Source organism: Ferrovibrio xuzhouensis (assembly GCF_042648965.1).
Taxonomy (GTDB): domain Bacteria; phylum Pseudomonadota; class Alphaproteobacteria; order Ferrovibrionales; family Ferrovibrionaceae; genus Ferrovibrio; species Ferrovibrio xuzhouensis.
Window position 1 is genome coordinate 180,619 of sequence record NZ_JBHRYJ010000007.1, and the last position, 18,202, is coordinate 198,820.

An 18,202-nucleotide genomic window follows, 5' to 3' on the forward strand; every position below is an offset into this window, starting at 1 on the left:
ATGAGCAGTCCCGCTGCCGGCGCGCCGCTGGCCACCGCCGGGCTCGTCGCCACCGCGCTGATCTGGGGCGCGATGATCCCGATGACCTTCATGCTGGCGACGGTGTATTTCGATCCGTTCTTCGTCTCGGCGATCCGTTACCTGATCCCGGCGCCTTTGCTGGTGCTGATGGCCTTCATGGTCGACCGTGCCTCGCCGTTTCGCGGGCCGGTGCCGGTGCTGGCGGTATTCCGGCTCGGCGGCGGCATGGCCTGCTTCTCCATCTTCTACACGGTGGGCATCATGCTGTCCGACCCGGTGCGGGCAGCGATTGCCATGAGCTGCGGCCCGCTGGTGGCGGCCTTGCTGACCCGGGCCCTGCTGCGGGTGCCGCTGGCTCGCGGCTTCTGGCCGGCGGCGGCCTGTGCCGTGGTCGGCGCCGCTCTGGTGGCGGTCGATGCCGTGCGGCCGCGCGCCGGTTCCGCCGGCGATCATGGCTACTGGGGCGAGGCGCTGCTGGTGCTGGCGATGACGAGCTGGAGCTGGTATTCGATCCGCGTGCAGTCCTGGCTGGTGCCGCTGGGCTGGAGCCAGATGCGCATTACCTGTCTGACCTCGATGGCCGGCGGCGTGCTGATCTGCACGCTGTTTGCTGCGCTGGCTGTTTTCGATCCGTCACGCCTGCCGGCGACCATCCCGCCGGCACCGGCTTTCGGCATGCTGGCCTGGGTGGCGCTGGGCGGGGCAGGGGTCGCCATCCTGTTCTGGAATTTCGGCGTCAGCCATGTCGGCGTGCCGGTCGCCACGCTGTATACCAGCCTGGCGCCGGTCTTCTCGGTGCTGGTGGCCGCCCTGTTCTTCGGTAGCCATGTCACGCTGCAGCAGGTCGCCGGCGGGATGCTGATCCTCGCCGGCGTGGTGCGCATGCAGTGGCTGCAGATGCAGGCTGTCCGTCTTCAGAAGATGGTATAGGCGCCGTCGATCAGGAAGCTGTCGCCGGTGTGGTAGCTGCTGGCGTCGCTCATGATATAGACGGCGATGCCGGCGAAGTCGGCCGGCTGGCCCCAGCGCCGCTGCGGAATGCGCGGCAGCACATTGCCGCTGAACTTCGGGTCGGCGACACCGGCCGCCGTCATCTCGGTCTCGATCCAGCCGGGCAGGATCGAATTCGCGGTGATGCCGTAGCGCGCCATCTCGACCGCCAGCGCGCGGATCACCGAAACCATGGCGCCCTTGCTGGCCGCATACGATTCCGCCCGCGCCGCGCCATGCACCGAGGCGGTGCTGGCCATGCCGACCAGACGGCCGCCAGCCGTATCGCCGTCCTTGGCGCGTTCGACCATATGGCGGGCGGCGGCGCGCAAGGTGAAGAAGGCGCCGTCGAGATTGACCGACAGCACCCGGCGCCATTCCGCCGTGCTGAGTTCATGGAAGGGTGCCCGTTTCTGGCTGACGCCGGCATTGGCGAAACAGCCGTCGATGCGGCCCATGGTTTTCAGTGCCGTGGCGAAGGCGTTTTCGACCTGGGCCTCGTCGGCGACATCGACCTTCTGCACCAGCACGCGGGTGCCGTGGGGTTTCAGCTTCGCCTCGGCGGCGGCATTCTTGTCGGGGTTGCCGCCCCAGATCACGACGTCGCAGCCGGCCGCCGCCAGCCCCTCCGCCATGCCGAGCCCGATGCCGCCGTTGCCGCCGGTGACCAGTGCAACCTTGCCCTTCAGATCGAAGCTGCCGAAAGCCATGTTTCCTCCATAGTTTTTGTCGATGTGGCCGATAGATAGAGAAAACTAGCAGGTCGCCGCGGGTGGTGCATCCTTTTGCCGGCGCACCCCTTGCGATACCCCCGGGGCACTGGCATCTTCGCCCTATCCTAGCCCGAGAACGAGAAGCAGAACGCCCGGCCATGAGCGCGCTTACCAGCCAACTCGACACCCGTTCGGCAGCCTTCCGCGACAACGCGGCGCAGATGCAGGCGCTGGTCGACGACCTGAAAGCCAAGGTCCAGCAGATCAAGCAGGGCGGCGGCGACAAGGCCCGCGAGAAACACCTGTCGCGCGGCAAGATGCTGCCGCGTGACCGTGTGCGGACCCTGCTTGACCCGGGGTCACCCTTCCTCGAGCTCAGCCAGTTCGCGGCTTATGACATGTATGGCGGCGACATCCATGCCGCCGGCGTGATCACCGGCATCGGCCGGGTGCAGGGCCGCGAATGCGTCATCGTCTGCAATGATGCCACCGTGAAGGGCGGCACGTATTTCCCGATGACGGTAAAGAAGCATCTACGCGCGCAGGAAATCGCCTGGCAGAACCGGCTGCCCTGCATCTATCTGGTGGATTCCGGCGGCGCCAACCTGCCGACCTGGGACGACGTGTTCCCGGACAAGGAACATTTCGGCCGCATCTTCTATAACCAGGCCAATATGTCGGCCGACGGCATCCCGCAGATCGCCGTGGTGATGGGGTCCTGCACCGCTGGCGGCGCCTATGTGCCGGCGATGTCCGATGAATCGATCATCGTGCGCAACCAGGGCACCATCTTCCTCGGTGGCCCGCCGCTGGTGAAGGCGGCGACCGGCGAGATTGTCACGGCCGAGGAACTTGGCGGCGCCGACGTGCATGCCCGCGTCTCCGGCGTCAGCGACCATTACGCCATGAACGACGGTCATGCGCTCGGCCTGGCGCGGCAGATCGTCAACAACCTGAACGGCACCAAGCAGGTCACCGGCGACGTGCGCGCGCCGCTGCCACCACGCTACGACCCGGCCGAACTCTACGGCGTGATCCCCAAGGACGGCCGCATTCCGTTCGACGTGCGCGAGATCATCGCCCGCGTGGTCGACAATTCCGAACTCGACGAGTTCAAGAAGCTCTACGGCACCACGCTGGTCTGCGGTTTTGCCCGCATTCACGGCTATCCGGTCGGCATCATCGCCAACAACGGTATCCTGTTTTCGGAAAGTGCGCTCAAGGGCGCGCATTTCATCGAGCTGTGCAGCCAGCGCAACGTCCCGCTGGTCTTCCTGCAGAACATCACCGGCTTCATGGTCGGCAAGAAATACGAGTCCGGCGGCATTGCCCGCGACGGCGCCAAGCTGGTCACCGCCGTCTCCTGTGCGAAAGTGCCGAAATTCACCGTGATCATCGGCGGCTCGTATGGTGCCGGCAATTACGGCATGTGTGGGCGCGCTTTCGGCCCGCGGCTGCTGTTCATGTGGCCGAATGCCCGCATCTCGGTGATGGGCGGCGAGCAGGCGGCCAGCGTGCTGGCCACCGTCAAGCGCGACGGTATCGAGGCCGGCGGCGGCAGCTGGAGTAAGGACGAGGAAGAGGCCTTCAAGAACCCGATCCGCGCCCAGTACGACCGGCAGGGCCATCCGTATTACGCCTCGGCCCGGCTGTGGGACGACGGCATCATCGACCCGGTCGATACCCGCATGGTGCTGGGGCTCGGGCTCAGCATGGCGCATAACGCGCCGTTCGAGCCGACACGCTTCGGCGTGTTCCGGATGTAAGGGCGGGGCACGATCATGAGCGAGACAGCCGATGTCGTCCTGTTCGAGACCGACAGCCGTGGCGTGGCCACGGTGACGCTGAACCGGCCGCAGGTCCACAATGCCTTCAATGACGAGGTGATCGCCCGGCTGGCGGCGATCTGGTCCGATCTGGCCAGTCGCAGCGATATCCGTGTGGTGGTTCTCAAGGGCAGCGGTAAGAGTTTCTCGGCCGGTGGCGATCTCGACTGGATGCGCAAGGCCGGCAAGGCGACGCCGGAGCAGAACCGTCTCAGCACGCTGACGCTGGCGCGCATGCTGAAGGGGCTGAACGACCTGCCGCAGGCGACGCTGGCGCTGGTGCATGGCGCCTGCATGGCCGGCGGCACCGGTCTGGCCTCCTGTGCCGATATCGTGGTGGCCGCGCAGGATGCGAAATTCGCGCTGACCGAAGTCCGCCTCGGGCTGACGCCGGCGACCATCTCGCCCTATGTGGTGGCGGCCATCGGCCCGCGCCAGGCGCGGCGCTATTTCCTGACCGCCGAACGCTTCGATGCGGCCGAGGCCTGCCGCATCGGGCTGGTGCATGAAACCGTCACCGATGAAGGCGCGCTGGCCACCCGCGGCCTCGAGGTGGTGGCGGCCCTGCTGCAGGGTGCGCCGGGCGCCATCCACGACAGCAAGCGGCTGGTCGCCCGCGTCGCGCATGCCGTGGTCGACGAGGCGCTGATGGAATTCACCGCGCAGAATATCGCCGACCGCCGCGCCAGTGCGGAAGGGCAGGAGGGGCTTGCCGCCTTCTTCGACAAGCGCAAGCCGAACTGGTCGGTGTAAGGGGAGCGGGTCCGTGTTTCGCAAGATCCTGATTGCCAATCGTGGCGAAATCGCCTGCCGTGTCATCCGCACCGCGAAGCGGCTCGGCATCGCCACCGTTGCCGTCTATTCCGATGCCGATGCCACTGCCCGCCATGTGGCGATGGCCGATGAGGCCGTGCATATCGGCGCCGCGCCGGTGCGCGAGAGCTACCTGCTGGCCGAGCGCATCATCGCGGCGGCGAAGCTGACCGGCGCCGAGGCGATCCACCCGGGCTATGGCTTCCTGTCGGAGAATGCCGGTTTCGCCCGCACCTGTGCCGCGGCCGGCATCGTCTTCATCGGCCCGCCGCCGGCCGCCATCGAGGCGATGGGCCTGAAAGGCGCTGCCAAGGCGCTGATGGAAAAGGCGAAGGTGCCGGTGGTGCCGGGCTATCACGGCGACGACCAGGCACCGGACCTGCTGGCCAAGGAAGCCGAACGCATCGGCTATCCGGTGCTGATCAAGGCGGTCGCCGGCGGCGGCGGCAAGGGCATGCGCCGGGTCGATGTGGCGAAGGATTTCATGGCGGCACTGGAAGGCGCCAGGCGCGAGGCGGCGAACGCCTTCGGCGACGACAAGGTGCTGCTGGAAAAATATCTGGTGAAGCCGCGCCATATCGAAATCCAGGTCTTCGCCGACAGCCATGGCGATGCCGTGCATCTGTTCGAACGCGATTGCTCGGTGCAGCGCCGGCACCAGAAGGTGCTGGAAGAGGCCCCGGCGCCCGGCATGCCCGAGGAAATGCGGGCGGCGATGGGCGGGGCCGCGGTGGCGGCGGCCAAGGCGATCGGCTATGTCGGCGCCGGCACGGTGGAGTTCATCGCCGATGTCTCTGACGGCCTGCGCGCCGACCGCTTCTACTTCATGGAGATGAATACCCGCCTGCAGGTTGAGCATCCGGTCACCGAGATGATCACTGGGCAGGATCTGGTCGAATGGCAGCTCCGGGTGGCCGCTGGCGACCGGCTGCCGCTGACCCAGGATGACCTTGTCATCGACGGCCATGCCGTCGAGGCGCGCGTCTACGCCGAGGACCCGGTGAAGAACTTCCTGCCCTCGGTCGGCACCCTGGTGCGGCTGCGGGCGCCGGCCGAGAATGCCCATGTCCGGGTCGATACCGGCGTGCGCGAGGGCGATGCGGTGACGCCCTATTACGACCCGATGATCGCCAAGCTGATCATCTGGGACCGCGACCGGCCGGCGGCTTTGCGGCGCATGCGGCAGGCGCTGGCGGAATACCAGATTGCCGGCGTGACGACCAATACCGCTTTCCTGATGGCGTTGGCCGGCCATCCGGCCTTCGGTGCCGGCGACCTCGATACCGGCTTCATCGAGCGCTTCCGCGCCGACCTGATCCCGCAGCCGGAGCCGGCCTCGGTCACCGTGCTGGCGCTGGCCGCACTGGCGATCACGCTCGACCGCCGGGCGCTGGCCGCAGAGCAGGCGGCGCGCGGCGGTGACCGCTGGTCGCCCTGGGCCGCCGTGAACGGCTGGCGCATGAATGATGCCGGCGCCGACGACCTGCATTTCCGCGACCGCGACACCGATCTGCATTGCCGGGTCGAATATCTCGCCGACGGCTCCGTGCGGCTGTTCGGGCTGGAAAGCACCGTGGTGGCCGGCGGGACGCTGGAGCCGGACGGCAGCCTCGATGCCGTGCTCGACGGCCGGCGGCTGCGCGCCGGCATCGTGCGGCAGGATGGCGAGATCATCGTGCTGCTGCCGGGCCAGACCCACCGGCTGGTGCTGGTCGATCCGCGCCAGGCCGGCGAGGAGGATGAAGGCGGCAGCGGCCAGCTCAACGCGCCGATGCCGGGCAAGATCGTCCAGGTGCTGGTGGAAGAGGGCGCGAAGGTCGAGAAGGGCCAGCCGCTGATGATCCTTGAAGCCATGAAAATGGAGCATACCATTGCCGCACCCGGCAGCGGCATCGTGGCCAAGATCGGCTTCCGTGCCGGCGACCAGGTGCCGGAAGGCGCCACTTTGCTCAGCCTCGAAGACGAGGAATAGATCATGGCGATACCCGGCCGCATCATCCTGTGGGAAGCCGGTCCGCGTGATGGCCTGCAGAACGAGCCGGGCGTGGTGCCGACCGAGGTCAAGGTCGAGCTGATCGACCGGCTGATCGATGCCGGCGTCACCCATGTCGAGGCAACCAGCTTCGTGTCGCCGAAATGGGTGCCGCAGATGGGTGACCACGACGCGGTGATGGCGCAACTCAAGCGCCGGCCCGGCGTCACTTACCAGGTGCTGACGCCGAACATGAAGGGCTATGAGGCGGCCCGTGCCGCCGGCGCCGAGGCCATCGGCATTTTCGCTGCGGCCAGCGAGAGTTTTTCCAGAAAAAACATCAACTGCAGCATCGACGAGAGCATCGAGCGCTTCCGCCCGGTGGTGGAGGCGGCGAAGCGCGACGGCGTCAAGGTGCGCGGCTTCGTCTCGGTGGTGGTCGGCTGCCCCTTCGAGGGCGAGATCGCCCCGGCGCAGACGGCAAAAGTCGTGAAGCAGATGTATGACCTCGGCTGCGACGACATCGGGCTGGGCGATACCATCGGCGTCGGCACCCCGGCCAGGGTGAAGGCGATGATCGAGGCCTGCGCGGCGCAGGTGCCGCTTGCCGCGCTGGGCGGCCATTTCCACGACACCTACGGTCAGGCGCTGGCCAATACGCTGGCGGCGCTGGAATGCGGCATCGCCCGCCACGATGCCTCGGTGGCCGGCCTCGGCGGTTGTCCCTATGCGCCGGGTGCCACCGGCAACGTGGCAACCGAAGACCTCGTCTATATGCTGGACGGCATGGGCATCGAGACCGGCATCGACCTGAAGAAACTGGTGCAGACCGCCTGGTGGATTTCCGACCGGCTCGGCCGCCCGCCGGTCTCCCGGGTCGCCCGGGCGCTGAAATCGAAACTGCAGTGAGCGTATCGTGACCGTCCATTTGCTGAAGATCGCCGTCGGCATCGAGAGCATCGAGCATTTCCGCGAGCGCATGAAGGTCCGCCGCAAACAGGGCAAGACCTTTACCCATTACACCCGCCATATGCCCAAGCGCGCCGAAGAGGTGCTTGACGGGGGCTCGCTGTACTGGATCGTCAAGGGCTATGCCGCCGTGCGCTGCCCGATCGTCGATCTCGAAGAGGCGATCCTCGAGAACAAGGGGCCGCATTGCGGTATCGTGATGAAGACCGAACTGATCCCTGTGGTGCCGCAGCCACGCCGGCCGCATCAGGGCTGGCGCTATCTCGAGGCCGAGGATGCCCCGCCTGACCTCGCCGACATCAAGGGCGCCGCCGATCTGCCGCCGGAACTGGCGGCGGAGTTGCGCAACCTGGGGCTTCTGTAATACCTAGCCGCTTTGCGGTTTGGGGGAATCGGTCATGGACGTTCCGGCACGGGCGCGGATCATCGTTGTCGGCAACGAGAAGGGCGGCTCGGGCAAGTCGACCACGTCGATGCATATCCTCATCAGCCTGCTGCGCGAGGGTGGCCGGGTCGCCGCCATCGACCTCGACGCCAAGCAGCGTACGCTGGCCCGCTATCTGGAAAACCGCCAGGCCTTCATCGCCCGCAACGGCCTGCCGCTGCCGATGCCGGAATTCGCCGTGGTCGAGGAAAGCGGCCTGCTGCATCGTCCGGAGGCGGAAGCCGACGAGGCGACCCGGATTGCGGCCGCCATCGACGGGTTTTCCGCCCGGCATGATTTTATCCTGATCGACTGCCCGGGCAGCGATACCAACCTGTCGCGGGTCGGCCATTCCTATGCCGACCTTCTGGTCACGCCGGTCAATGACAGCTTCATCGACGTCGACCTGCTGGCCAGTGTCGATCCCGACACGCTCAAGGTGCTGAAACCGAGCCGCTATGCCGTCATGGTGTGGGAGCAGCGCAAACAGCGTTTTGCGCGCGACCGCCAGACTGTCGATTGGGTGGTGATTCGCAACCGGCTGTCGCATCTCGATGCGCGCAACAAGCGGAATGTCGGCCATGTGCTGGAAGCCCTGCAGAAACGCATCGGTTTCCGCTTTTTGCCCGGCCTGTCGGAGCGGGTGATCTTCCGTGAACTGTTTCTGTCCGGCCTCACGCTGATGGACCTCGACCAGACCGGTTCAGGCCTCAACATGGCGCAGGCCGCGGCCCGCCAGGAGGTTCGCGCCTTGCTGCTGGGCCTCAATCTCGTCACGGACGACTGAAAATCAGGCGACTGAAAAACAGGCAGTTTGCAGCGCAGCAGGGATATGTTGCCGCAGCGTCACAGAAATCTTGCTGGCCACGCTCCGGGCGGGTATGGTCAGCGCGAATTGGCCGGACACGGCCGATCCAGGGAGCAGGACCGGCAAAATCAACAAGGCCGGGTGAACAGGAGGAAACCGAACATGCGCATTCTTTTCAGCGGCCTCGCCGCGCTTGGCCTCGTCATGGCCGTCACGGCCGCGCAGGCGGAACCGATCAAGATCAAGTTCAGCCATGTGGTCGCTGATTCGACGCCGAAGGGCCAGGCCGCACTGGAGTTCAAGAAGCTCGTCGAGCAGCGCCTGCCGGGCAAGGTGGTGGTCGAGGTCTATCCGAACTCACAGCTCTATGGCGATTCGAAGGAAATGGAAGCGCTGCTGCTCGGCGACGTGCAGATCATCGCCCCGTCGCTGTCGAAGTTCAGCAAGTTCACCAAGAAGCTGCAGGTCTTCGATCTGCCTTTCCTGTTCGACGACATCCATGCCATCGACCGCTTCCAGAAGAGCAAGACCGGGCAGGCGCTGCTCACCTCGATGGAGAGCAAGGGCTATACCGGTCTCGGCTACTGGCATAACGGCATGAAGCAGCTGTCGGCCAACAAGGCGCTGCGCGTGCCGGAAGATGCCAAGGGCCTGAAATTCCGCATCCAGCCGTCCGACGTGCTGGAAGCGCAGTTCAAGGCGCTGGGTGCCAACCCGCAGAAGATGGCCTTCGCCGAAGTTTACCAGGCGCTGCAGACCGGCACCGTGGACGGCCAGGAGAACACCTGGTCGAACATCTATTCGCAGAAATTCTACGAGGCCCAGAAATACATCACCGAAACCAACCATGGCGTCATCGACTACATGGTGGTGACCAACACCAAGTTCTGGAAGGGTCTGCCGGCCGATATCCGCACCGTGCTCGCCAAGTCGATGGATGAGGCCACTGCCTATGGCAACAAGCTTGCTTACGACATCAACGAAGGCGACAAGAAGAAGATCATGGCGTCGGGCAAGTCCGAGATCATCACCCTGACCAAGCAGCAGCAGGCTGCCTGGCGCAAGGCGATGGCCCCGGTCTACAAGCAGTTTGAACCGGATGTTGGCCAGGATCTGATCAACGCCGCGCTGGCCTCCAACAAGGCCAGCTGAGCGTGACGGGTCCGTCGCGGGGGGGAACGCGGCGTCTATGATCGAGAAGTTGATGAACCGGCTGGAGGAGGGTCTGATGATCCTCCTCCTCGCCGCCATGACGCTGCTCACCTTCTCGCAGGTGGTGTTGCGTTACGTCTTCAATTCCGGCTGGAGCTGGGCGCTCGAGGCGACCACCTACATGTTCGGCTGGCTGGTCCTGGTGGGAATCTCCTACGGCATCAAGGTCGGCTTCCATATCGGCATCGACGCCGTGGTCAACCTGCTGCCGAAGCGGGGGCGCCGCATCGTCGGTCTGATCACCGTGCTGCTCTGTCTCGCCTATGCGGTGATGCTGACCTGGGGCGCCTGGAACTATTTCGATACAATGCTCATGCTGGGCGTCGAGGCGGAGGATATTCCACTGCCGCGCTGGCTGCTGGTCAGCATCATGCCGATCGGCTTCGCGCTGCTGGGGATCAGGCTGCTGCAGGTCCTTTGGGGCATCATCAGCGGCCGCCTCGGCGGCTTCAATCTCGGCGACGAAGCGGCCGAAGTGCTGCGCGCGCATATTGCGGACGCCGGCGGGGAGCAGCCGCGATGAATATCGTTTTTCTGTTTGTCATGCTGTTCGGCATGATGACGATTGGTGTGCCGATCAGCATTTCGCTCGGCCTGTCCAGCATGCTGACCATCATGCTGTTCGCGCAGGATTCACTGGCTTCCCTGGCGCTGAAATTCTTCGCCACCATGGACCAGTATACCCTGCTGTCGATTCCGTTCTTCATCCTCGGCGGTGCCTTCATGACCACTGGCGGCGTCGCCCGCCGCATGATCAACTTCGCCATCAGCTGCACCGGCCATACCTATGGCGGCCTGGCCATCGCCTCGGTGATGGCCTGCATGCTGTTTGCCGCCGTGTCCGGCAGCTCGCCAGCCACCGTGGTGGCGGTCGGTTCGATCGTCATCGCCGGCATGGTACGCACCGGCTACAGCAAGGAATACGCCGCCGGCGTGATCTGCAATGCCGGCACGCTCGGCATCCTGATCCCGCCCTCCATCGTGATGGTGGTCTATGGCGCGGCCACCGAGAGTTCGGTCGGCCGGCTGTTCATGGCCGGCGTGATCCCCGGCCTGCTGCTTGGCGCCATGCTGATCGCCGCTGTCTATATCTCCGCCCGCATGCTCAACCTGCCGCGCCAGGAACGCCATTCCTGGGCCGAACGGCTGCGCACCGGCCGCGATGCCTTCTGGGGCCTGATGCTGATCGTCATCATCCTCGGCGGCATCTATGGCGGCATCTTCACGCCGACCGAGGCGGCCGCCGTGGCTGCCGTCTATGCGTTCTTTGTCGCCGTCTTCGTCTACAAGGATCTGCGGCTGACCGAGACACCGCGCGTTATCCTCGAGGCAGGCAAGACCACGGTGATGCTGATGTTCATCATCTGCAACGCCTTCCTGTTTGCCCATGTCCTGACCACCGAGCAGATCCCGCAGACCATCACCGCCACGATCGTCGAATGGGGGCTGCCGCCCTGGGGCTTCCTGATCGTGGTCAACATCCTGCTGCTGATCGCCGGCAATTTCATGGAACCCTCGGCGATCATCCTGATCCTGGCGCCGATCCTGTTCCCCATCGCCATGAAGCTCGGCATCGACCCGATCCATCTCGGCATCATCATGGTGGTGAACATGGAAATCGGCATGATCACGCCGCCGGTCGGCCTCAACCTGTTCGTCACCTCGGGGATTACCGGGATGCCGATCCTGCAGGTGGTGCGCGCCGCTTTCCCGTGGCTGATGATCCTGCTGACCTTCCTGGTCATCATCACCTACGTGCCGGCGATCTCGACTTTCCTGCCCAACCTGCTGTTCGGCCCGCCGACCTGACGGAGCCGGGCCGGCACAGGCCGGTCTGGTTTCGCGCCACCTGTCACCATATATTGCAAGGGTGACAGGAGGTGCGGCGAATGGCCGGGTCTGACGACAGCAGGCAGGGCCGGGATGGAGCCCGGATCGTCGCCGCGCGTGGCGGCGGCGCCGTTTCGGCGGAAATCGACGCCTTTTTGCGCCAGGTGGCGGCCGCGCCGCAGCACGGCCCGGCGCCGGGTGGCAGCGGGCGTGGCCGGCTGATCTTCGCCATGGATGCCACCGCCAGCCGGCGGCAGACCTGGGACGAGGCCCAGCGCATCCAGGCCGACATGTTCCGCACCACGGCCGCGCTCGGCGGTCTCGACATCCAGCTTGTCTATTTCCGCGGCCTCGGCGAATGCCGGGCGTCCAGCTGGGTCTCTGACGGCCGCACCCTGCAGAAGCTGATGCGCCAGGTCGACTGCGTCGGCGGCCATACCCAGATCGAGCGGGTGCTCAACCATACTTTGGCGGAAACCCGCGACTGCCGGGTCAACGCGCTGGTCTATGTCGGCGACTGCCTTGAAGAAGATCCCGACAACATCGCCGTGCGCGCCGGTGATCTCGGCCTGCAGGGCGTGCCGATCTTCGCCTTCCAGGAAGGCGCGGATGCGGCGGCGCAGGCCTGCTTCCGCGAGATGGCCCGCATCACCCGCGGTGCCTATTGCGCCTTTGATCATTCCAGCGCCGAAGTGCTGCGCCAGCTGCTGACCGCCGTGGCGGCCTATGCCGCTGGCGGCCTCAAGGCACTGGAGGCCTATGGCCGTGATGCCGGCAGCAGCGAAGTGCGGCTGCTGATCGGGCAGTTGCGGTAGCATCGCATGGTCCTCGCCTGGTTCGCCCTCGGCTCCATCGCCCTGGTCCTGCTGCTGCTGGCGGGCCGCGGTTTCGTCAATGCCGATCCGCGCGTGCTGGCGCAGGGCGTGCGCATCGGCGGTGCCGTGGTCTGCGGTGGGCTGGCGCTGTTCTTTCTCGTCCGCGCACAATTCTATTTCGCCATGCTGTGCGGCGCGGCGGCGGCCGGCTCGCTCGGCTGGTGGCCGCGCGGCGTGTCGCCGTTCAGCCTGTTCACCGGCGGCCTGTTCCGTGGCGGTGGCACCGCCGGCTGGAGCCGGGCGCGTACCGCGCCGCCGAATAGCGGCCCATCGAATAGCGGCCCGTCCGGCAGTGCGAGCGGTACCGCCAATGCCGGAAATACTACCGGCAGCAGTCGGGCGCGCAGCGGCGCCGACCGCTCGCAGGTCGAAACCGACTGGCTGCGCATGACGCTGGACCGCGCCACCGGTGTGATGGATGGCGAGGTGCTGCGCGGCCGCTGGATCGGCCGCCGGCTGTCGGACCTGAATTTCCGCGACCTCGTTGCGCTGCTGCAGCGCTGCGACGGGCAGTCGGCGGCCCTGCTGGAGGCCTGGCTCGACCGCACGCAACCGGCCGACTGGCGCGAGCAGGCCGCCGCCATGGCTGCCGGGGATGCGTCCGCCGGCCGGGATGGCGGGCAGAGTGGCACGGCTTCGGGCGCCGGCGCCGGCATGAGCCGCGAGCAGGCCTGGGACGTGCTCGGCCTGCCGCCGGGCTCGTCGCCCGAGGCGATCCGTGCCGCCCATCGCCGGTTGATGAAGCTGGCCCATCCCGACCAGGGCGGCTCGACCTGGCTGGCGGCCCAGGTCAACCGCGCCAAGGACGTGCTGCTCGGGCCCTGACTGCTGGGGCCCTGATCAGGGCAGCAGGCAGATCAGCCAGGCCACCGCCGCCAGCGCGCTCAGCGCGCGCACATGGTTCCACAGCGTCCAGCGTTTCAGATAGTCGGCCCAGACCACGACGCCTTCGGCACTGTCCGGTATCACCCGTGCCAGCCGGTTGTTCAGCGGCACCTTCGCCGCCATGGTCACCACCAGGTTGCCGACGGGTTGCAGCAGGCTGGCGATGATGCCAGCTTCTCGCAGCGGATCGGCGAAGGTTCTGGGCGGCGCCGGCGTGGTATCGGCGGTCGGCCGCAGTCCGGCGATCATTTCAGTATCCCCCGCTAATCTCAGGCAGCCCGGCAAAACGGTGCCTGCAGAATCAGTCGCACGGGACCCTGGTCTGATCAACTGACGGTTGCTCAGGGGGCGGCCGAATACGGCCGGGGAAAGTGGCGGGGGAGTGGGGGGACTGGTGCCGGATGAGGGGATTGAACCCCCGACCTTCGGTTTACAAAACCGCTGCTCTACCGCTGAGCTAATCCGGCAGTCCACGGCTGCCAAGGCACCTTAGCGGAGCCTCTTAATTGCCTCAATCGGGAGGGTCAAGCGCTATCCACAGGTATACAACACAGCAATTTGTTAGGAATTCACCGCGCTAATATCCCCGCAGCAAGCATAAAGCTGCGGAGGCACGTCATGATTCACCATTTGGCTCATATTGATCCGGCGATCCACCTCGAATTGGGTGAAGATGTCCTGGTGATGCCCTTCGCCTATATTGGCTGCCCGCCGCTCACTACCAAAGCCAATCGTCGCCAGAGCACCCCGCCGCAGATCGTGAAAATCGGCCATCGGGCCAAGATCGGGCCGCATGCCTGCATTTACATGGATGTTGAAATCGGCGAGGACACGCTCATTTCACCCGGAGCCGTCATCCGCGAAGGGGTGCGGATCGGCCGTCGCACCGTCATCGGCTGCGGCGTGGAAATCAATTACGAAACGGTCATCGGGGATGATTGCCGCATCATGTCGCAGACGCATCTGACCGGCCGGATGACCATTGGCGATGGATCCTATTTCGGCGTCGGAGTCATGACCAGCAATGACCGCCGTGTCGATCTGGAGAATTATGCCTTTGAATCCGAACGCATGGTCGGGCCAGTGATTGGCAAGAAGGTCATGGTGGGCAGCGGTGCGAATCTCCTCGCCGGCATAACCGTCGGCGACGGAGCCGTGGTCGCGGCTGGAGCCCTGGTGACCAAGGATGTTCCCGCCGGAGCGCGCGCGGTGAGCAAGGGTGCCGTCGCCGTCTGGTAACTAAACCAGATGCTGCGACAGAAAGGCACTTGATAATCAGTCGCAATGCCGCTATCTCTGTTCCTGCGAATGATTTGCAGGACGGTCAATGTCTGAAGCTTTCGATGCCGCCGCGGCGACCGCGGCCCCCGCCGGGGAGATCCGGGCCTGGCCGACCAGCGTGCAGGAGCTCGCCGAGGCCGAGCGCCTGGTGCTGTGGAGCTTCCGCCGCTGGGTCTCCGGGCCGGAGCAGCTGCCGATGCTGGCGCGCGAATTCGACCGCCAGTTCCGCCGCAGCGATGCCCGGCCGGCCCTGCTGGCGCTGGATGCCGCACTGACCGGCCTCAGCCGTCATGCGCGGCGCACCATCGTCCATCATCAACCCTGCTGTCCCTGCCTCGGTGCCGACGAGGTCTGCTTCGTCTCCATCGTTGCCGCGCTGCAGGGCGGAGCGCCGCAGGCGGCGCGGGCCATGGCGCAGTGGCTGGTGCGCGCGCCGGGCCTCGAGGCCTTTGTCGCGCCGCTCGACGAGTTTGCCGCCTGCCTGACCGGCAGCGGCCTCGACCTGCCATATCGCACACGCCAGCGCCCGTCGCTGGAGCCGCTGGCCTTTCACGGGCCGGCGCTGGCCAGCGTTCACTGAGGGAGCCGCGGCGCATCATGTATGTCTGCCTGTGTCACGGTTTTACCGACGGCGATGTGCGCGGCGCCCTGAATGGCGGCTGCCGCTCGGTCGCGGCCGTCTACCGCCATCTCGCCGACCGGCCGCAATGTGGCAAATGCGTCCCCGAAGTGCGCCACATGGTCAACCAGCATTGTCGCGGCAGCGGTGAGGCGATGTGCGGCGGCGCGGCCATGCCGGCCGCGGTCGCGGCGCAGGCGGAAACCGCATGACGGGCTCTGCGGCATGACCGGCTGGGCCGGCATCGTGCTGGTGACCGCCGCCTGCTGTGGCGGCATCGGCCTGCTGCTAGTCAAGCTGCGGCTGTTGCGCCGGATTGCCGCAAGCGAGACTGACTTGCACTAAGTGCCCGGTTTTCTTTGCGAATAACTCCCAGTTTCAGCCTTTTTTGTTGAGCCCCCGGGAAACCGGGCGTAAGCCTCGTGCTGTCGTGTCGATAGCGAGTCTGTCGGTTGCGGCATGTGAAACGCAGCACAGGAGGCCCGGCATGAAAGGCGACAAGAAAGTGATCCAGCACCTCAATGGCGTGCTGAAGAACGAGCTGACCGCCATCAACCAGTATTTCCTGCATGCGCGGATGTGGAAGAGCTGGGGCTTCGAGCGGCTCGGCGACCACGAATACAAAGAATCGATCGAGGAGATGAAGCACGCCGACAAGATCATCGAGCGCGTGCTGCTGCTCGAGGGCGTGCCGAACCTGCAGGATCTCGGCAAGCTGAAGATCGGCGAGACGGTGCCGGAAGGCTTGGCCGCCAATCTCGATCTCGAACGTAAGGGGCGCGGCGACCTGCAGGCCGCCATCGCCCACTGCGAGTCCGTGCAGGATTACGTCAGCCGCCATATCCTGACCGAAATCCTCGACGACACCGAGGAGCATATCGACCATCTGGAAACCCAGCTCGATCTGGTCGAGAAGGTCGGCGTGCAGAATTACCTGCAGAGCCAGATGGGCGACGGCGCGCCGTCGTGATTGTGCAAGTGCCGCGCGGCGTTCAGCCGCGCGCGCACTCGTAGAGCGCCACGGCGGCAGCGGCCGAGACGTTGAGGCTTTCGACCGCGCCGCTCATCGGCAGCTTCGCCAGGAAATCGCATTTCTCGCGAGTCAGGCGGCGCAGGCCTTCGTCCTCGGCGCCGAGCACCAGCGCGACACGGCGCAGGTCGCCGACCGCTTCGGCGATGCTCTTCTCGGTTTCCATTTCCAGCCCGACGCGCCAGTAGCCGTATTCGGCCAGCAGTTCCAGCGCACGGGCGAGGTTGGTCACGCGGATCAGCGGCACGACTTCGAGGCCGCCGGATGCCGCCTTGGCCAGCGCGCCGGTGGCTTCCGGCGCATGGCGGTCGGTGACCACCACGGCGCGGGCGCCGAAGGCAGCAGCCGAGCGCAGGATGGCGCCGACATTGCGCGGGTCGGTGACATGGTCGAGCACCAGCACGACGTCGCGGCCGGCCGAAACTTCGGCGTCTTCGGGCGGCTTGCTCAGCGATTCGACGCCCGGGTCCTCCAGCGGATCGGCCAGCACGGCGATGCCCTGGTGCACGGCGCCGGGCGGCAGCACGGCTTCCAGGCGCAGGCGGTCGACGGTTTCCGGCTGCGGCTCAGCCGGCAGGTCGGCACCGAGTTCGGCCAGCGCCTCCTGGGTCACCAGCAGGCGCCGCAGATAGCGCCCGGAGTTGTTCAGCGCGGCAATGCAGGCATGGGTGCCATAGAGCCATACCGGCAGGTCGCCACGGCTGGCATGGCCGAAACGGCCCTGGCGCTGGGCCGGGTGCCAGTCGGAGCGACCGCCGGCCTCGGCCTCGAAGCGGGCCGGGCGATCTTGGCGGACCGGTCGATCCTGGCGGTCGGGGCGGTCCTGACGGTCGGGGCGGTCAGCACGCTCCGGGCGCGGCGGGCGATCCGGACGGCCAAAGGCGCCGGGAGTGGTCTTTTGCGGGCGGAAATCGGCGCTCCGCGGCTCGTTGCGGCTGTCGCTGCGCGGCCCGGGGCGACTGTCGCGCGGACCGGGCTTGCCGGCGGCCCGGTGCGCTTCCCGGCGGTCGTCGCCGCGCCGGTCGTCCCGGCGATCATCGGGGCGGGGGCCGGCCTTGCCGTAGCCGCCCTTATGGGCCGGTTTGCCATAGGCTGACTTACCAGGGGCTGACTTACCAGGGGCCGGCTTGCCGCCATGGGCGGGCTTGCCGGGGCCCTTGCCGGCAGGCCGTCCGGCCCCCCGGGAATCGGGGGCCTGGCGGCCGGGTTTGGAGGAGGGATGGGAGCTGTGGCCGTCCGGCTTGCGTCTGCGCATGGCGGTCCTTATAGTGTGCGGCGGTGAAAGCAACAACATTGCCGCCCGACCTTCATTTTTTTCAGAAGGGGTGGGGGGCGATGAGGGTGCTTTTGTCGCGTTTTTCCGTTGACTGTGGTTGATCCCTTCGTTAATCGGGGGGCCCGGTTTGGAGGGGTGCCCGAGTGGCTAAAGGGGACGGACTGTAAATCCGTTGGCGTACGCCTACGCTGGTTCGAATCCAGCCCCCTCCACCATCAACTAAAAACCGAAAAGTGCAGATGCACCAGACGGTTAGCAGGTAGTCTGCGGACGAGACGCCTTGAAGTGACGTTACTGCGGCGGGTGTAGCTCAGTGGTAGAGCCCCAGCCTTCCAAGCTGGTTGCGAGGGTTCGATTCCCTTCACCCGCTCCAGCTTGCAGGGCGGAGCAGTGCCGAGGAGCAGGGTCCGCCCGCGGCAGACGGTGACGCAGCCGGCGCCGGAGGGCGGCGCCGCGGTACCGGGTGCCGAACCTGCCGAAATGGCGGCCGGAAGGCCGGCCGCTGGGCAGGCGGGTAAACAGGCGGATTGGTTTAACAGAACGGGTCGAACAGGACAGGACGATGGCCAAGGCAAAGTTTGAGCGTAACAAACCGCATTGCAACATTGGGACGATTGGTCACGTCGACCATGGCAAGACGTCGTTGACGGCTGCGATC

At 66.1% G+C, this 18,202-nt stretch carries 19 protein-coding genes, 3 tRNA genes and 2 pseudogenes; 20 read left to right on the top strand and 4 right to left on the bottom strand.

Annotated elements, in window-relative coordinates; genetic code table 11:
- Complete coding sequence (locus ACFOOQ_RS21905; protein ID WP_379729833.1) at window positions 1–951, top strand: DMT family transporter; 951 nt, start codon at window positions 1–3, stop codon at window positions 949–951.
- Here ACFOOQ_RS21905 and ACFOOQ_RS21910 read toward each other — a convergent pair.
- Window positions 936–1,721 carry an SDR family NAD(P)-dependent oxidoreductase gene (locus ACFOOQ_RS21910; protein ID WP_379729834.1) on the bottom strand — a complete coding sequence of 262 codons (786 nt, stop codon included), beginning with the start codon at window positions 1,719–1,721 and terminating at the stop codon, window positions 936–938. The two genes, ACFOOQ_RS21905 and ACFOOQ_RS21910, sit on opposite strands and share 16 nt — an antisense overlap.
- 161 nt (window positions 1,722–1,882) lie before the next feature.
- Between ACFOOQ_RS21910 and ACFOOQ_RS21915 the strand changes: the two genes are divergently transcribed.
- The 11 genes from ACFOOQ_RS21915 (at window position 1,883) to ACFOOQ_RS21965 (ending at window position 13,278) form a co-directional block, all read left to right on the top strand.
- Window positions 1,883–3,490, top strand: a complete 1,608-nt coding sequence (locus ACFOOQ_RS21915) for a carboxyl transferase domain-containing protein (RefSeq protein ID WP_379729835.1) — start codon at window positions 1,883–1,885, stop codon at window positions 3,488–3,490.
- A gap of 15 nt (window positions 3,491–3,505) precedes the next feature.
- A complete protein-coding gene (locus tag ACFOOQ_RS21920) occupies window positions 3,506–4,303 on the top strand; it encodes an enoyl-CoA hydratase-related protein (protein ID WP_379729836.1) in 798 nt (265 codons plus the stop codon).
- Window positions 4,304–4,316: 13 nt separating this feature from the next.
- A complete protein-coding gene (locus ACFOOQ_RS21925; RefSeq protein WP_379729837.1) occupies window positions 4,317–6,335 on the top strand; it encodes an acetyl-CoA carboxylase biotin carboxylase subunit in 2,019 nt (672 codons plus the stop codon).
- 3 nt (window positions 6,336–6,338) lie between these two features.
- Window positions 6,339–7,244, top strand: a complete 906-nt coding sequence (locus ACFOOQ_RS21930; RefSeq protein ID WP_379729838.1) for a hydroxymethylglutaryl-CoA lyase — start codon at window positions 6,339–6,341, stop codon at window positions 7,242–7,244.
- Window positions 7,245–7,251: 7 nt separating this feature from the next.
- A complete protein-coding gene (locus ACFOOQ_RS21935) occupies window positions 7,252–7,668 on the top strand; it encodes a DUF1489 family protein (protein ID WP_379729839.1) in 417 nt (138 codons plus the stop codon).
- 34 nt (window positions 7,669–7,702) lie between these two features.
- A complete protein-coding gene (locus ACFOOQ_RS21940; RefSeq protein WP_379729841.1) occupies window positions 7,703–8,515 on the top strand; it encodes a division plane positioning ATPase MipZ in 813 nt (270 codons plus the stop codon).
- 183 nt (window positions 8,516–8,698) lie between these two features.
- The gene (locus ACFOOQ_RS21945) at window positions 8,699–9,688 is read left to right on the top strand and encodes a TRAP transporter substrate-binding protein (protein ID WP_379729842.1); all 990 of its coding nucleotides are present in this window, start codon (window positions 8,699–8,701) and stop codon (window positions 9,686–9,688) included.
- 76 nt (window positions 9,689–9,764) lie between these two features.
- A complete protein-coding gene (locus ACFOOQ_RS21950; RefSeq protein ID WP_379729843.1) occupies window positions 9,765–10,271 on the top strand; it encodes a TRAP transporter small permease in 507 nt (168 codons plus the stop codon).
- Window positions 10,268–11,557 carry a TRAP transporter large permease gene (locus tag ACFOOQ_RS21955; protein WP_379729844.1) on the top strand — a complete coding sequence of 430 codons (1,290 nt, stop codon included), beginning with the start codon at window positions 10,268–10,270 and terminating at the stop codon, window positions 11,555–11,557. The genes ACFOOQ_RS21950 and ACFOOQ_RS21955 overlap by 4 nt, the downstream gene beginning before the upstream one ends.
- 80 nt (window positions 11,558–11,637) lie before the next feature.
- On the top strand, window positions 11,638–12,393 hold the full coding sequence (locus tag ACFOOQ_RS21960) for a VWA domain-containing protein (RefSeq protein WP_379729845.1): 756 nt from the start codon (window positions 11,638–11,640) through the stop codon (window positions 12,391–12,393).
- Window positions 12,394–12,399: 6 nt separating this feature from the next.
- Complete coding sequence (locus tag ACFOOQ_RS21965; protein ID WP_379729846.1) at window positions 12,400–13,278, top strand: hypothetical protein; 879 nt, start codon at window positions 12,400–12,402, stop codon at window positions 13,276–13,278.
- Between the two features lie 15 nt (window positions 13,279–13,293).
- Here ACFOOQ_RS21965 and ACFOOQ_RS21970 read toward each other — a convergent pair whose 3' ends face one another.
- Together ACFOOQ_RS21970 and ACFOOQ_RS21975 are read right to left on the bottom strand one after the other, a co-directional pair.
- Window positions 13,294–13,587 carry an anthrone oxygenase family protein gene (locus tag ACFOOQ_RS21970; protein ID WP_379729847.1) on the bottom strand — a complete coding sequence of 98 codons (294 nt, stop codon included), beginning with the start codon at window positions 13,585–13,587 and terminating at the stop codon, window positions 13,294–13,296.
- A gap of 143 nt (window positions 13,588–13,730) precedes the next feature.
- Window positions 13,731–13,805 (bottom strand) — tRNA-Thr (locus tag ACFOOQ_RS21975).
- A gap of 340 nt (window positions 13,806–14,145) precedes the next feature.
- Here ACFOOQ_RS21975 and ACFOOQ_RS21980 point away from each other — a divergent pair.
- The 5 genes and pseudogenes from ACFOOQ_RS21980 to bfr form a co-directional block, all read left to right on the top strand.
- Window positions 14,146–14,241: pseudogene (locus ACFOOQ_RS21980) on the top strand (hypothetical protein); the annotation flags it as partial.
- A gap of 180 nt (window positions 14,242–14,421) precedes the next feature.
- Window positions 14,422–14,529, top strand: a pseudogene (locus tag ACFOOQ_RS21985) (DapH/DapD/GlmU-related protein); the annotation flags it as partial.
- Between the two features lie 136 nt (window positions 14,530–14,665).
- On the top strand, window positions 14,666–15,199 hold the full coding sequence (locus ACFOOQ_RS21990; protein WP_379729848.1) for a hypothetical protein: 534 nt from the start codon (window positions 14,666–14,668) through the stop codon (window positions 15,197–15,199).
- Window positions 15,200–15,216: 17 nt separating this feature from the next.
- Entirely contained in the window at window positions 15,217–15,450 is a 234-nt protein-coding gene (locus ACFOOQ_RS21995) for a (2Fe-2S)-binding protein (protein WP_379729849.1), read from the top strand.
- Window positions 15,451–15,725: 275 nt separating this feature from the next.
- A complete protein-coding gene (bfr, locus tag ACFOOQ_RS22000) occupies window positions 15,726–16,208 on the top strand; it encodes a bacterioferritin (protein ID WP_379729850.1) in 483 nt (160 codons plus the stop codon).
- A gap of 22 nt (window positions 16,209–16,230) precedes the next feature.
- On the opposite strand, the gene rlmB is transcribed toward bfr, so the two are convergent.
- On the bottom strand, window positions 16,231–17,523 hold the full coding sequence (gene rlmB / locus ACFOOQ_RS22005; RefSeq protein ID WP_379729851.1) for a 23S rRNA (guanosine(2251)-2'-O)-methyltransferase RlmB: 1,293 nt from the start codon (window positions 17,521–17,523) through the stop codon (window positions 16,231–16,233).
- A 150-nt stretch (window positions 17,524–17,673) separates the two neighbouring features.
- On the opposite strand from rlmB, the gene ACFOOQ_RS22010 reads away from it, so the two are divergent.
- From ACFOOQ_RS22010 to ACFOOQ_RS22020, 3 genes are all read left to right on the top strand, one after another.
- Window positions 17,674–17,759 (top strand) — tRNA-Tyr (locus tag ACFOOQ_RS22010).
- An 84-nt stretch (window positions 17,760–17,843) separates the two neighbouring features.
- Window positions 17,844–17,917: transfer RNA gene (locus ACFOOQ_RS22015), tRNA-Gly, on the top strand.
- 189 nt (window positions 17,918–18,106) lie between these two features.
- Window positions 18,107–18,202: GTP-binding protein (locus ACFOOQ_RS22020; RefSeq protein WP_372624634.1), on the top strand; the 96-nt coding region annotated here is incomplete at its 3' end.